The organism is Kitasatospora sp. A2-31, assembly GCF_022288725.1.
GTDB lineage: Bacteria > Actinomycetota > Actinomycetes > Streptomycetales > Streptomycetaceae > Kitasatospora.
The window spans coordinates 1-13,935 of sequence record NZ_JAKNTA010000015.1 but is presented as its reverse complement, the minus strand read 5'-3'; the positions used below and the strand labels follow the sequence as shown (position 1 = coordinate 13,935).

General features: G+C 72.0%; 8 protein-coding genes and 1 pseudogene. 4 read left to right on the top strand and 5 right to left on the bottom strand.

The features are described 5' to 3' along the window. Positions 1-168: 168 nt before the first annotated feature. Positions 169-933, bottom strand: a complete 765-nt coding sequence (locus tag MCM47_RS31590) for an SDR family NAD(P)-dependent oxidoreductase (RefSeq protein ID WP_238865420.1) — start codon at positions 931-933, stop codon at positions 169-171. A gap of 64 nt (positions 934-997) precedes the next feature. After that, positions 998-1,759: an arylmalonate decarboxylase gene (locus MCM47_RS31585; protein WP_238865418.1), complete on the bottom strand. Its 762-nt coding sequence runs from the start codon at positions 1,757-1,759 to the stop codon at positions 998-1,000. Between the two features lie 694 nt (positions 1,760-2,453). Between MCM47_RS31585 and MCM47_RS31580 the strand changes: the two genes are divergently transcribed. Next, positions 2,454-3,644 (top strand): MFS transporter, encoded by a 1,191-nt coding sequence (locus MCM47_RS31580; RefSeq protein ID WP_238865416.1) that lies wholly within the window; start codon positions 2,454-2,456, stop codon positions 3,642-3,644. A 157-nt stretch (positions 3,645-3,801) separates the two neighbouring features. Next, positions 3,802-4,683 (top strand): SDR family NAD(P)-dependent oxidoreductase, encoded by an 882-nt coding sequence (locus MCM47_RS31575; RefSeq protein ID WP_238865414.1) that lies wholly within the window; start codon positions 3,802-3,804, stop codon positions 4,681-4,683. Between the two features lie 46 nt (positions 4,684-4,729). On the opposite strand, the gene MCM47_RS31570 is transcribed toward MCM47_RS31575, so the two are convergent. Next, positions 4,730-5,302, bottom strand: a complete 573-nt coding sequence (locus MCM47_RS31570; RefSeq protein ID WP_238865409.1) for a TetR/AcrR family transcriptional regulator — start codon at positions 5,300-5,302, stop codon at positions 4,730-4,732. A 94-nt stretch (positions 5,303-5,396) separates the two neighbouring features. Between MCM47_RS31570 and MCM47_RS31565 the strand changes: the two genes are divergently transcribed. Further along, positions 5,397-5,792, top strand: coding sequence for a nuclear transport factor 2 family protein (locus MCM47_RS31565; RefSeq protein WP_238865407.1), 396 nt, complete (start codon positions 5,397-5,399; stop codon positions 5,790-5,792). Positions 5,793-5,832: 40 nt separating this feature from the next. Here the strand turns inward: MCM47_RS31565 and MCM47_RS31560 are convergent, their stop codons facing one another. Further along, positions 5,833-6,642, bottom strand: coding sequence for a class E sortase (locus tag MCM47_RS31560; protein WP_238865405.1), 810 nt, complete (start codon positions 6,640-6,642; stop codon positions 5,833-5,835). A 364-nt stretch (positions 6,643-7,006) separates the two neighbouring features. After that, positions 7,007-11,398: a LamG-like jellyroll fold domain-containing protein gene (locus MCM47_RS43515; protein ID WP_238865403.1), complete on the bottom strand. Its 4,392-nt coding sequence runs from the start codon at positions 11,396-11,398 to the stop codon at positions 7,007-7,009. Positions 11,399-11,853: 455 nt separating this feature from the next. Between MCM47_RS43515 and MCM47_RS31550 the strand changes: the two are divergent. Beyond that, positions 11,854-13,935: pseudogene (locus MCM47_RS31550) on the top strand (hypothetical protein); the annotation flags it as partial.

Sequence of the window (13,935 nt, the reverse complement as noted above, 5' to 3'; positions counted from 1 at the left end):
CCGCCGGGCCGTCGGGCGGTCGGGCCCTCGAGCCCTCGGGCGGTCGGGCGGTCGGGCCGTCACGGGGCCGCCGGGGCGCCGATGCGCCCGGGGCAAGCGCGCCGGGGCAGCGGTGGCGGGGGAGCGGTGGCGGGGGAGCGGTGCCGGGGTCGGGGCGGTGGGGTTCGGTTACAGGCGCAGCGTGTGGATGCCGCCGTCGACGGACAGGACGGTTCCGGTGGTGCCGGAGGCCGAGGCGGCCAGGTAGGCGATGGCCTCGCCGACCTCCTCGGGCCGGGTCAGGCGTCCGATGGGGTGCCGGTCGTCCAGGGCCGCCCGCGCCGCCTGCGGGTCCGGGGCCATCGCCAGCACGCGCGTGATCCACGGGGTGTCGACGGCGCCGGGGGCGACCGCGTTGACCCGGATGCCCTCGCGGGCGTGGTCCGCGGCCATCGCGAGCGTCAGCGCGTGGACGGCCCCCTTGGAGGCGGAGTAGAGGGTGCGCTTGGGCACCCCGGTCCACGCGAAGATCGAACAAGTGTTGACGACCGCCGCCGCCGGCGACTTGCGCAGGTGGGGCAGGGCCGCGCGCGCCAGGCGCACCATGCCGACGACGTTCACGTTCAGCACGCGCAGCCACTCCTCGTCGTCGTTGTCGTCGATGCCGCCCTGGGCGGCGATACCGGCGTTGTTGACGACGATGTCGATGCGCCCGAACCGCTCCACCACCTGATCGACCGCGGCGCGCACCGACGCGTCGTCGGACACGTCGCAGCCGATGCCCACGGCCGGGGCGGCGACCTCGTCGGGGTTGAGGTCCAAAGCGGCCACGCGCACGCCCCGGGCGATCAACGCGGTCGCGGCGGCCGCCCCGATCCCGGACGCACCGCCACTGACCACGGCCACCAGGGCATCGGGCGAATCGGGCGTTGGAGCTTCGCTGTTGGCGGCCACGGCCGGCCCTCCTTGAAGAATGCGCTCACAGACGGACGATGAAGAACAGCGGGACGAACCGGCCCTAGCGGGCGGCCAGTTCGCGCTCCAGCCGCTGCACCAGCGGGTGCGCGGCGGCGAAGCCGGACAGGCCCGCGGTGCGCCGGGCCCACCACGCCGAGGCGAGGTTGGAGGTGATGAGCGTGCGTGAGGAGTTCGCCTCGGCGAGCTCGGTCGCCGCGAGCAGGGTGTGCATGCCGGTGCCGGTGAACAGCACCGTCGCGTCCTCGGGCACCTTCGCCTCGGCGATCCGCCGGCGGATCGTCTCGGTCGTCACCAGGTACGGGTTGAACCCCACGTCCACCCCGTCCTCGTCCACCGCGGACGGGGTGTAGACGATCCGCTCGACGCTCAGACCGGCCTTCTCCCAGTAGCCGCGGGACAGTTCGGTCAGCCACGGCGCGTACGGGGAGACCAGCGTCAGCTCCGACACCCCCAGCGCCTCGCACAGGTCCACGATCGCCCGCGTCGAGGAGGTCACCGGCGAGCCGAACCGCTGCGACAGCTCGGCGACGAAGTCGCGGTCCCCGTCCGGGTCCAGCAGGTAGTGCGAGGCGTTGCACGCCACCACCGTCGCGTCCAGCCGCAACTGCCCGAACGTCGCGAGCACCTCCGGCAGCACCTCGTTGTACATCTCCATCGTTTCCCGGTTGAATTCCGCGGTCACCGGGAAACGCGTGGTGTACACATTCATCTCGGGGACGAGATAGCTGTGGTACTCGGGCTCCGCGATAGGGTTCTCCGGGGGCACGACGAGCCCGAATCGGGGCAGCGGAAAGATATCCATGCCAGCACGGTAACAGCCGTCAACGCCCCCGCCGCCCCTGATCTCCCGGTCTTGACGTTCCCCCGCGCCAACCTTGAAAGATCTTGAGATCTTGACATCCCTTGACATCCCGCCACAATTCTTTGACGTCGGCCGGAAATCCCGGACGATGAAATCCGGAAAGGCCGGGCCGGGGGAGGGGTGGCGGGCGTCGCAGGAGATACCGGACCGAATCCTGGGAATTCCCGCGCGTGAAATGCCGCAGACGTCGGACGGGGGTCGCGCGATCGGGCGGCCGGCCCCTGTCCCGCCGGCTTCCTGGCCGCCGTCGAGCACTACCGGGGCAGCCGCGAGCAGGGTGCGCGGCAGTGGTACGGACCACCGGGTCTTCCCTCGGCTGCGCGGACCCTGACGGCCCCTTCCGCCGGATCCTGACACGGCCCCGGCGTGCGCCACCAGGCATTCGTGACGGTGCGTCATGGCATGGTCATAAGTCAGGGTTATCGGATCCTGTGCAGGTTCGGCGTTGATGATCACCTCGGACAGCTGAAGGATCGTCAGCGGGCCGGGAACAGGCTCGCCGCGGCCACGGCCGCGCCACAGCCATGTCCGCGCCTCGGCCACGGCCCGCCGTAGCCATGTCCACGCCCCTGCCCTCGACCGCGACGCCTTCGCGGCGGCCCGAGCCCTACAGACCCGGAGCACACCCGTGACCATGACCGGCACCGCAGCAGTGCCCACTACCTCCACCGCGGACGAGCCGGTGGCGCTCAGGCGCTGGCTCGCCGTCGTCGCGATGGCGGTCGGAACGTTCGCCCTGGTGACCGTCGAATCGCTGCCCGTCGGGCTGCTGCCCTTCGTCGGCGGGGACCTTCACGTCTCCGAGGGGACCGCCGGGCTGATGGTGACCGTGCCCGGCCTGGTCGCCGCCGTCACCGCGCCCCTGCTGCCGGTGGTGATCGGGCGCCTGGACCGCCGGATCGCCCTGGTCGGCCTGGTCGCGCTGATGGTGCTCGCCAACGCGCTGTCCGCACTGGCCCCCGATTTCACCGTCCTGCTGGGCTCGCGCTTCCTCGTCGGCATCAGCATCGGCGGCTTCTGGGCGCTCGCGGCGGGCGTGGCGGTGCGGCTGGTGCCCGAGCGCCTCATCCCGCGGGCCGTCTCGATCGTCTTCGGCGGCGCGACCGCCGCCAACGTCCTCGGCGTGCCCGCCGGCACGCTGATCGGCGGCCTCGCCGACTGGCGCACCGCCTTCGCCGCCGCCGGCGCACTGGGCCTGCTCGTCCTCGTCGCCCTGCTCCTGCTGCTGCCCGCCCTGCCCGCCCAGCAGGCGGTTCGCCTGCGCGCGCTGCCGCAGCAGTTCCGCCACCCCGTGGTCCGCGCCGGCGTCCTCGCCACGTTCCTTCTGGTGGGCGGCCACTTCGCCGCGTTCACCTTCGTCAGCCCCGTCCTCCAGGACGTCAGCGGGATCGGCGAGGGCGCGATCGGCCCGCTCCTGCTCGGCTTCGGCGCGGCCGGCATCCTCGGCAACTTCCTCGCCGGCGCGGCCGCGGAACGCAACGTCCGCGCCACCATCGTCACCGTCGGCGCCGTACTGACCGCGGTCCTCGCCGTCTTCCCCCTCGCCGGCCGCACCCCCGTCGGCGGTGCCCTGCTGCTGCTGTGCTGGGGACTGGCCTTCGGCGGCGTGCCGGTCGGCGTCCAGACGTGGATCCTCAAGGCCGCACCCGACTCGGCCGAAGCGGCCACCGCCCTGAACACCTCCGTCTACAACCTCGCCATCGCCCTCGGCGCGCTCGTCGGCGGCATCGTCGCCACCCACCTCAGCCTCAACGGCGTCCTGACCACCGGCGCCCTCTTCGCCCTCCTCACCGCCCTGGCCGTCTGGAGCGCCCGCCGCAGCTGACCGCCCGCCGCAGCTGACCGGCCGCCGCACCCGACCGGCCCCCGCACCCGACCGGCCCCCGCACCCGACCGGCCGCCGCACCCGACCGGCCGCCGCACCCGACCGCCCCGGCCCGCCCACGAACCCCGTCCCTCCCCTCGAACAGGAGCACCGCACCATGACCACCCCGGCCGACACCACCAGCCGCGTCTGGCTCGTCACCGGCGCCAGCCGCGGCCTGGGCCGCGCCTTCACCGAGGCCGCCCTGGCCGCCGGCGACCGCGTGGCCGCCGCCGCCCGCACCCTCGCCCCGCTGGAGGACCTCGCTGCCGCCCACCCCAGCCGGGTCCTGCCCCTGCAGGTGGACGTCACCGACCGCGACGCCGTCTTCGCCGCCGTGCGCAAGGCCACCGACCACTTCGGACGACTCGACATCGTCGTCAACAACGCCGGGATGCTCTCCATGGGCATGGTCGAGGAGTTCACCGAAGCCGAGGCCCGCGCCCAACTCGACGTCAACTTCTTCGGCGCACTCTGGGTCAGCCAGGCCGTCCTGCCCGTCCTGCGCGACCAGGGCCACGGCCACCTCGTCCAGGTCTCCAGCATCGCCGCCCTCGGCGGCTTCCCCAGCACCGGCCTCTACAGCGCCAGCAAGTTCGCCCTGGAAGGCCTCAGCGAAGCACTCGCCGCCGAAGCCGCCGGCTTCGGCGTCAAGGTCAGCATGATCCAGCCCGGCGGCTACTGGACCGACCTCTACACCGCCATGCGCACCACCGCCCCCCTCGACGCCTACACCCCGCTGCGCGAGGAACTGGCCCGGCAGTTCGCCGACGGCTCGGTCGACAGCGACCCCAAGCTCGCCGCCACCGCACTGCTCGCACTCGTCGACAGCGACGAACCACCGCTGCGTCTGCTGCTGGGCAGCATGGTCTACGACCTCGCGTTCGACCTCGCCCGCACCCGCATGGACACCTGGGCGCAGTGGGAGGCCGTCAGCCGCGCCGCGGAACACGCCATCCCCGCCCCGGCCGACGACGCGGCCGGCGACGCGGCGACCTGACGCCGCGCTGACCCGACCGCCCCCCCAAGACCCGCCCCCGGCCGGGCTATTCAGCGAGGACCAGCTCCGCGAGCCGGCGGGCGGCCGGCGCCGGATCCGTGCCCGGCCGGGTCGCCCCCGCCGCCAGCGCGCCGTCGATGAGCAACAGCAGCTGATCGGCGCCGGCCCCGGGCCGCGGATGCCCGAGCGCGGCCAACTCGCGCTCCAGCAGCCCGGTCACCCGCGCCCGGTACTCCCGGGTCACCGCGTGGCCCGGGTGCTCGGGGTCGGCGAGCGCGAGATCGGCCGCCAGGTAACGGCAGCCACGGAAGTCCTCCCGCGCCATCACCTCCCCGATCCCGTCGAACACGGCCAGCAGCCGCGCCCGGGGATCCTCACCCGCCGCCGCCATGGTCCGCACGTACGCCGCCTCGTCCGCCTCCGCGCTGCGCCGCAGGACCTCGGCGATCAGCCCGTCCTTGCCGCCGAAGTGCTCGTAGAGCGAGCGCCGCGCCACGTTGGCCGCCTTCAGCAGGGCGTCGACCCCCACGCCGACGCCCTGGCTGTAGGTGAGCTGCTGGGCGGCCTCCAGGAGGCGCTCGCGGGGGCCCGGGGTGGGGCGTGTGCGCGTGGTGGTCATGGCGGACAGCCTGCCACCGGTTGACGAGTAGATCAACCGGTCTATATGGTTCACGACAGATAGACCAACCGTTCTACTTCTGGGGGGTTCCGGCATGTCGCACCGCACCACGGCCGAGGTCATCGACCGCTTCAACCGCGCCTTCACCGAGCACGACGCGTCCCTGCTCACCGACCTGATCGCCGACGACTGCGTGATGGAGGCCATCCAGCCCGCCCCCGACGGCGCCCGCTACGAAGGCCGCACCGCCTGCCTGGAGTTCTGGCAGGCCCTCGCCGACGACCGCACCACCCGCTTCGAACCGGAGAACATCGTCATCGCCGGCGAACACGCCACCGTCCGCTGGCGCTACCGCTTCGGCGACGGCCCCACCGACTCCGTGCGCGGCGTCAACCTCACCACCGTCCGCAACGGCTTGATCGTCGAATCCCTCGGCTACAGCAAGACCACCGGCGACGTCCCCCTCGCCGCCGACGGCCTCGACGCCTGAGCCCACAGCCGCAGCCGCGGCCGGGCCCCCGCCCGGGGGCTCAGGCCGCGGGGCGGGTGGCGCGCAGGACACCGATCTTGTCGATGCGGTGCTCCGGGTTGCCGTTCGCGTCACGCCAGCGGTTGCCCGCGGCGTTGTCCTCCGGGGTGGCACACGTCGAGATGGTGATCATCGGCTGGACGGCGCTCTCACCCGGCCGGCCCGGAACGGCGGCCCGCTGCTCGGCCAGCGACCCGGGGGAGCGGAACGACGTGCTCCTGGTGCCCGTGATCACGTACTCGTACTCGGTGCCGCCCACCGTCACCAGCACGACATCGCCCTCGCGCACGGAGGGCAGATCCCGCAGCGGGCCACCGGCCGAGAGGCGGTGCGCGGTGACCAGGTAGTTGCCCACCTCGCCCGGCCCGACGCCGCCCTGCTCGCCGTAGGGGCTGGCGGCCACCCCGCGGTTCTGGATCCGGGTACCGGGCCCGTCGTCGGTGGTGCCCTGGTAGGGGACCACCGACAGCCCCGCCAGGTGGATCGACGGGATGGCCAGCGTCGCGGCCTCGCTCCGCGCAGCCGCGGTATCGGGGGCGGACGGCGCGGCGGGGGAGGGCTGCGCGGCCGGGGCGGACGGCGACACGGCCGCGGGCACCGTCGGAGTGCCGGCCGGCGCCGGTACGGACGGGCTCACCGGGGCCGACCCGGACGGGCTCACCGGGGCCGACGACCCCGCCGCCGGCACCGACACGGCCGCCGGCCGACCGGCCGCCCTACCGCCGTCGTCCGCACAGCCCGCAAGCAGACCCGCCCCGGCGAGCACGGAGGCCAGGACGAACGCGGTGGGAAGGGCTGGCATGGCTGGCATGGCGTTCCTGCAGGCGAAAGAGGCGACGGACGAAAGGGACGGCGAGCCGCCCATGGTGCCTCGCCGACAGCGCCAGACGGCGACCCGAACGGCCCCGAGCGGCCAAACGTTCGCTTCTCGTTATCTTCCCCACCCCCACCCACCCCGCGCAGCCCGAGCACACGGGACCCGCTCCTCCCCGCCACGCCTCGCTGCGCCTGACCTGCGACGACACGCCGGGGCGATCACCCGCTGCGCCCCCGACGGGACGCCCACCGCCACCGTCCGCGTACGGACCGCGCTTCCCCACGCCCCCCGTATCAACGCCGTGGCCGCCCCAGCAGATCTGCTGGGGCGGCCACGGCGTGTCGGCGTGCGCCGCCGGTCAGCTCACCTGCGCACGCACCAGCCACCGCTGGTTCGCATTACCGGTGCACGACCACACCCCGAGCGCGGTCCCGTTGGCATCCGCCCACCCGGGCAGCTCCAGGCACTTGTCGGAGACCGGGTTGTAGAGCGTCCCGTCGTAACGGCGCACCCAGGTCTGGGCGTCGTCATTGGCACAGGCCTGGAAGGACACCTTGGTGCCGTTGCCCGCCGGCTTGTCGCTGGTGGCGACACAGCGGTCCGCACCCGCGATCTTGATCTTGTTGTCGGTGGTCAGGGTGAAGTGCTGCGCCTCGCCGTTCCAGCAGTTGAACAGCGCCACCGGCGTGCCGACGGTGCCGCCGAAGTTGTCGAGGCACTTGTTGGAGTTGAACACGCTGCGGATCTGGACGCTGGACCCGGCCGTGGCCAGGGTGTTGGCCTGCTGGTCGGTGAACGCGTACGGGTAGACCCGCACGTCGCCGACCGCACCGTTCAATCGGGCGTCGGGCCCGGGGTAGCGGCTGGTGGTCTCGCCGCCGATGTTCAGGCTGCCGGTCGCCTTCCAACTGGAGGGAACCTTCGCCGAGCCGGCCGCCCGCCCGTTGACGTACAGCGTCGCGCTCTCGGTGCCCGCGTTGTAGGTGCCCACCAGGTGGGTCCAGGCGCCGACCTGCGGCTGCTCGCTGTCCACGGCCGTGTAGTAGGCGGCCGGGCGCAGCTGGTCGGAGGAGGCCAGGTTGAACACCCACTTGCCGTACGCCGGGGAGTACTGCAGGTAGAACGGGCTGCGCTCGTTGCCGGCCTGGGAGAGGACGGTCTGGTAGCCGCCGGTGTTGCCCAGCTTGACCCAGGCGGCGACGGTGAAGCTCTGACTGGCGTCGATGCCGGGCTGGTTGGTGGTGCGGTAGAGGGTGTTGCCGTCCAGGGCGGTGGCCTTGCCGGCTGCGCCGTTGTGGTCGGTGGTGCGGGTGAAGGTGTTCGGGTAGAGCGCGTTGGAGGCGTTGCTGTCGACGGCGGTGGTGCCGTCCAGGGCGTACCAGAGCGGGTTCACGGCGGTGTCGGCGGCCGGTGTGGGCCCGGCCTGCCAGGGGAAGGAGGCGTTGGCGGTGCCGGGGTCGGTGGCCTCGCCCCACCAGATGTCGATCTGGCCGTTGCCGCGCTTGCCCCACAGGCCGGGGGAGCCCTTGCCGGTGACGTCCCCGTCGGAGCCGAGGACCGGCCAGGTGTCGGGGGAGACGGAGCCGATGACGGAAGCACCGGAGATCCCGGTCAGGGTGGGGACGGTGACGACGTTTCCACCAGCGTCCTTGACGGGCCTTCCACTGTTGTCGGTGGCCGTCACGGTGCCGGTGGTGAAGGTACGGGCAAGCAGCGCCCCCTTGCCGCCGTCCGCGGCCGCTTCCAGGTTGCGGGTCCACAGGCCGGGGTGGCCCTGCTTGGCCCAGTCACCGGGGGAGATGAGCTCCTTGTCCTTCCAGCCGGCGGCGGCCAGGCGGACGGGCTTGCCCAGGGTGTTGTTCGAGACAGTCGGGTAGTACCAGAGGGCGGCATCAGCGCCGCCGTCGGTGCTCTCGACAGTGAGCAGACCGCTCTGGTTCTTGAACTTCAGCCGATAGTCGAGGTCCGTGCTGACCGGGTCACCGAGGGCGGCCACACGCAGGGTGGTGGACCAGTCGGCGGCGTTGTAACCGGCTGCGGCCCGCCAGGAGCAGTCCTCAGTGGCCGTCGGAACGCACTTCGGCTTCTGCAGGAGAGTCTTGGAGTCGACACGGCCGTAGTACCCGGTGTTGCCCGGGTTGCCGTAGATCCAGAGGTCCTTGCTTCCCGGGGCGTGGGCGACGATGTCGTCGATGTTGTTGCCGCCGGTCAGCGTGCCGCGGTGGGCGAACTGGATGTTGCCCCAACCCTGGCCGGTCGGCGAGTCCTCGCGCTTGGCCACCAGCGAGACGGCCGGGCTCTTCGCGAGCGGGTTACCGGCCACGGCATAGGCGCGCAGATCACCCGCCTGGTCGGGCGTCACGATGTCCGGCGCGCCGTCACCCGTGACGTCGCCGAACACCGGCGGCGGGCCGTCCGGGTTCCACGGCACGTAGAACGCGTACTGCGCGACCGGCGAGACGTTGCGGGCGTTGTCCATCACCTGCAGGTAGACGATGTTGGTGCCCCACCGGCCCGGCAGGACGCTCACACCCCCCTGCGGAAGGGACGAGCCGCACTGCCACTGGGCGCCCGAGAGCTGGGGGTCCCAGGACCAGCGCGCACACATCACACCGGAGGGAGTGCCGCCGCTCGGCGCGGTGTCGACCGCGGTGAACGGAACGGTGCCCCACTCCCAGACCTTCTTCTTAGTGACCTGCCCGTTGCCCGAAGGCGGGAAGCGGTCGGCGAGTTCGGCCTCCGGAAGCGTCGTGTAGACGTCCGGGACCGAGAGGCTCGGCGGGGTGAGGTCCACCCCGAACCGGCACGCCGGCGCGTACCCGGAGGACGTGTAGCCGTCCGTGGCCACGGCACCCCAGCCGTAGACGTGGCCGTCCTTGATCACGTCGGAGCGCACCTGGAAGGCGGCGTTGCCGCCGTTGCCCACCAGACCGGACTGCCCCGAGTCGACGACGGGCGCACCCGGCAGGCTGTAGTCCCAGATCTTCGACCACGAGTACAGGGAGTTCTGCACGGGGCTGTGCACGGTGGCGTTGAGGGACACCGCGCTGTGGAGGTCGCTGCCCGCACCGAGCCAGCCGACCGAGGAGCCGTCGCAGCCCTGGTTCTCGGCCCAGGGCGATGCGGTGGTCGGCGGCGGCCACACGTAGGTGTTGGTCGGAGCCTCCGGGGCGCGGTCGTACTCGACGACGACCACCGGGCGGTAGTCGAGCCGCTTGAAGGCCATGCGGTTGGACTCGTCGGGGGCGAACAGGCCGAAGGTCAGGTTGTCGTGGGTTGCGGCCCGCTCCTGGTAGATCGACGTGACGTCGTACTTGAACTCGACGTTGTCGTGGCAGTCGGGGCCGCCGGAGCCGGCGACCTCGGCGCGGCCGAGCCGGTTGCCCACCGTGACGGGCGAGTTGTTCCAGGTGGTCCGGTCGTCGATCGGCCCGGTGAGGTAGAGGTCGACCGGGTAGGTGGTGGTGCAGGAGAAGTCCGAGGACTCGTACTCCCAGACCGACATGGTGGCCTTGTTGATGACGGCGCCGGAGAAGCCGCGGGTGTCGATCTGGAAGTAGGAGCGCTCGATGCCCTTGTCGGTCTGGAAACCCTGGTAGCCGACGCCGGGACGGGCGTACTGGCCGTTGGTGGCCGTGGTCTGCCCGTAGCGGGGCGTGGTCGGGTAGGCCTGCTGGGTCCAGGTCCAGGCGTTGCCGCTGCGGGAGTCGTAGATCCAGCCCGGGTCGATGAACCACGGTCCCTGGCCCTTGCCGAGCACCGAGCCGTCGGTGGTCAGCTCGATGGCGTTGCCGGTGGCCCTGGTCGGCATGGCGGCGACCCGCGCACCGATGCCGGGCCCGTCCGCGCTGCTGGCCTTGTCGGATTTGGCGGGCACGCCGGTCTGCGGCTGGCCTCCGGCATCGGTCGATGCGGCCTGCGCGGCCGCGACCGACTTGCCGACGGGGGCCGCGGCGGCTGTCGGCGTGGCGGTGCTGCCGGAGCTGTCCCACATGCGCGGGACGGGGGCGTGCCAGCGGACGGTGCCGTCCTTGCCGGTGGCGGTGAGGTTGCCGGTGGCGTCGGCCTGGACGGTGACGCCCTGGCCGCTGGTGCCGAAGCGGACCGTCTTGAGCTGGGGGTTGTTGGCGGCTTCCGTGGTCTTGACGATCAGGACGGTGCTGAGGCCGCCGAACTTGTCGGCGGTGACCTTCAGGTCGATGCCGGGGGCGACCTCGGGGTAGACCAGGCCGTCGCCGTCCTCGTCGAGGGTCGGCTTGGTGAGCGGGAACGGCGAGTCGATCGCGAGGGTCTCGCCGCCGGGGCTGGTCAGCGTGCCGAGGGGGCCGCTGCCGCCGCCGGACAGGCGGACGCCGGAGGCGGCCGCCTTGGGGCGGTAGCCGCCGGTGGGGTCGGCGACGAGCTTGGCGTCGAGGGCGGTCCAGGTGCCGTCCTGCAGCCTGACCCGTTGCTGCTCGGGGTGCTGGGTGCGGGAGAGATGCCCCTGGGGGGTGGCCACCGTTTCGCTGTACTCGTCCGTCAGCTCCGGCACGGGGACGGGCTTTCCGGTGGCCTTGGCCTGGGCGATCGCCCGGTCGGCGGCCGAGGCGGGAGGCTTGTCCTTGGTGTGCTTGGCGTCGGCGGCGGCCATGGCCGCCGCCAGGTCCGGCGGAAGCGTCCCGGGCGCAGCCGCGGCGAATGCCGGGCCGGCGAACGCGACGGGCGCCACGGAGGTCAGGGCCAGGACGAGCCCAATGGCGGCGGCAGACACGCGCGGTGACGGGATGTGCGGACGAAGACGCGCGCCGGAGCGAGCCCCGGACGGAGCGACAGGCATGTGGAGAGGTCCCCCCTCGAGATGGCAATCGGGCCTGGTCGTGGCCGGTATGTGAAGACCACGGGCAGGGGTCACCAACAAGCTGTCGCATCGCCAAAGCGTCAGTCAACTCGATTAAGTGTTCGACTGTCCGATTTGGGGGTGGGCGAACCGCTTTGCTGTGCGTGTGAGAAGTATCACTGTCCGTATTGATCGAGTATTGGCTCGACCTCAGGGTGGTTGACGCCCTACTGTCCGCGACAGTCATCTGTTCCTGCCCTGGTCGGGGGCGGGCTTACCTGTGGGGGGTAGCGGTGTCTACTGGTCGCGTCCGCTCGGTCTGGCTTGCAAGGGGGAGGGGGGCGCCTCCACCGGGGCGTAGGGCATCACGCGTTGCCGTTGTGAGTGCCTTGGCGATGTTGGGTGTCCTTGTTTCACCGGTCGCCCCCGCCTTGGCGGCCCCGCTGGCGGGCAAGGACAAGGACAAGGTGTGGTCGCCCCCGAACACGCCGCTTCCGAAGACGCCGTCGGTGGCGGGTTCGCCGGAGAAGCCGAAGTCGGTTGCGGCGAAGAAGGGTTCGCCGGACTGGGTGCCGCCGAAGACCGTCCCCAAGGTGGCGGCGGGTTCGGCCGTGGCGCTGCTGGACGCGGCGCCGGCGGCTGGCGCGAACTCGTTGCGCAAGGGTGCGGACGGCGTCGAGGTCCGGGAGGCGGCGGCGGGGGCGTCGAAGCAGGCCGGTGAGCTGCCGGTGTGGCTGGCGCCGGTCGCACCGGATGGCGGGGCGAAGGGGGCGGCCCCGGCCGCCGATTCCGTCCCTGCCGGTCCGCCGGTGAAGGTGACTGTGGCCGATGCGAAGGCGGCGGCAGCGGCAGGCGTGCAGGGTGCGCTGGTGTCGCTGGCGCGAACGGAGCAGGCGGACGCGGCGAAGGTCCGGGTGGGTCTGGACCTGTCGGGTGTCGGTTTCGGCGGAGGTTTCGCGGAGCGGGCGCGTCTCGTCTCTCTTCCCGCGTGTTCGCTGACCACGCCGGAGGTGGTGGGTTGCCTGGAGCGCACGCCCGTCCCGTCGCACTACGACGTGCAGGCGAAGAGGCTCGTCGCGGATGTGGACCTGCCCGCGGTCGAGGTGGCGTTGACGAAGGGCCAGCAGGCGGACGCCAAGTCGGCTGGCCTGGCGCCGTCGGACGCGTTCTCGGCTTCCGCTTCGGCGCCGATGGTGCTGGCCGCTGAGGGAACCCCTTCGAGCGGTCTTGGCACCTACAGTGCGACGTCGTTGTCGCCGAGTCAGGCGTGGACGGCGGGCAGCTCGTCGGGGTCGTTCACCTACAGCTACCCGATCCAGTCGCCGCCGACGCTGGGCGGCGCGGCGCCGCAGGTGGCGTTGGGGTATGACTCGGCGTCGGTGGACGGACGGACGTCGTCCACGAACGCGCAGGCTTCGTGGATCGGTGACGGCTGGGACCTGAACGCGGGGTTCGTGGAGCGTTCCTACCAGGTGTGTGACAAGGCGGGGATCGCGGGTTCGGGGGATCAGTGCTGGGGCGGGGCGAACCTGACCCTGTCACTGGGCGGTCACTCCGGCGAGCTGGTGCCGGACGACACGTCGTGCGTGTCGGGCAATGCCCGGGACGAGCAGTCGAAGTGCACGTGGCGGCTGAAGAACGACGACGGCACCAAGGTCGAGTTCCTCACCGGCGCTACGAACGGCACCTGGAACGGCTCGTACCTGAAGGTGACCGACACCGCGGGTACGGTCTACTACTTCGGTCTGAACCATCTGCCTTCGGCCGCCGGTGCCCCGACCACGGTCGGTCCGGAGTCGAAGTCGGCGTGGACGGTGCCGGTGTACGCGCCGAACGCCGGTGACCCGTGCTACGACGCTTCCAAGGGCAAGGGGTCGTGGTGCCAGACGGCGTGGCGCTGGAACCTCGACTACGTCGTGGACGTCCACTCCAACCTGACCGCCTACGCCTATGCGCCGGAGACCAACTGGTACGCGCGCGGCGGCGGTCAGAACCGCGGCTCGGGCACGAACACCGAGTACACCCGCGGCGGCACGCTCGCCTCGATCGCCTACGGCCAGCTGCTCTCCGACCAGTTGGGCGCGAACGGCGCCTATCAGGCGGCGTCCAGGATCGACTTCGGCATCGGGGAGCGCTGCGTGGCCGGCGAGGCGGCCTGCGCGCCCGCGCAGCGCACGGCGGCCAACGCGGCGAACTGGCCGGACGTTCCGCTGGACAAGCAGTGCGCTCAGCAGGGCACCTGCTCGAACTACGGTCCGAGTTACTGGTCGACGCAGTGGCTGAACTCCGTCACCACCTCGATCCGTTCGAACGGCGCCTACCGTCCGGTGGACCGCTACGAGCTCACCCACGTGTTCAAGTCACCGTCCAACTCGGGTGAGAACACACAGATCCCGTGGCTGCAGACGGTGAAGCGGTTCGGTAAGGACACCTTCAACGGGCAGGCCGAGCAGGAGTTGCCGGCGGTCACG

Excerpts from the sequence above, each read along its gene's own strand:
- MCM47_RS31585 (WP_238865418.1), bottom strand. The coding sequence starts at position 1,759 with ATGGATATCTTTCCGCTGCCCCGATTCGGGCTCGTCGTGCCCCCGGAG.
- MCM47_RS31580 (WP_238865416.1), top strand. The coding sequence starts at position 2,454 with ATGACCGGCACCGCAGCAGTGCCCACTACCTCCACCGCGGACGAGCCG.
- MCM47_RS31575 (WP_238865414.1), top strand. The coding sequence starts at position 3,802 with ATGACCACCCCGGCCGACACCACCAGCCGCGTCTGGCTCGTCACCGGC.
- MCM47_RS31570 (WP_238865409.1), bottom strand. The coding sequence starts at position 5,302 with ATGACCACCACGCGCACACGCCCCACCCCGGGCCCCCGCGAGCGCCTC.
- MCM47_RS31565 (WP_238865407.1), top strand. The coding sequence starts at position 5,397 with ATGTCGCACCGCACCACGGCCGAGGTCATCGACCGCTTCAACCGCGCC.
- MCM47_RS31560 (WP_238865405.1), bottom strand. The coding sequence starts at position 6,642 with ATGCCAGCCATGCCAGCCCTTCCCACCGCGTTCGTCCTGGCCTCCGTG.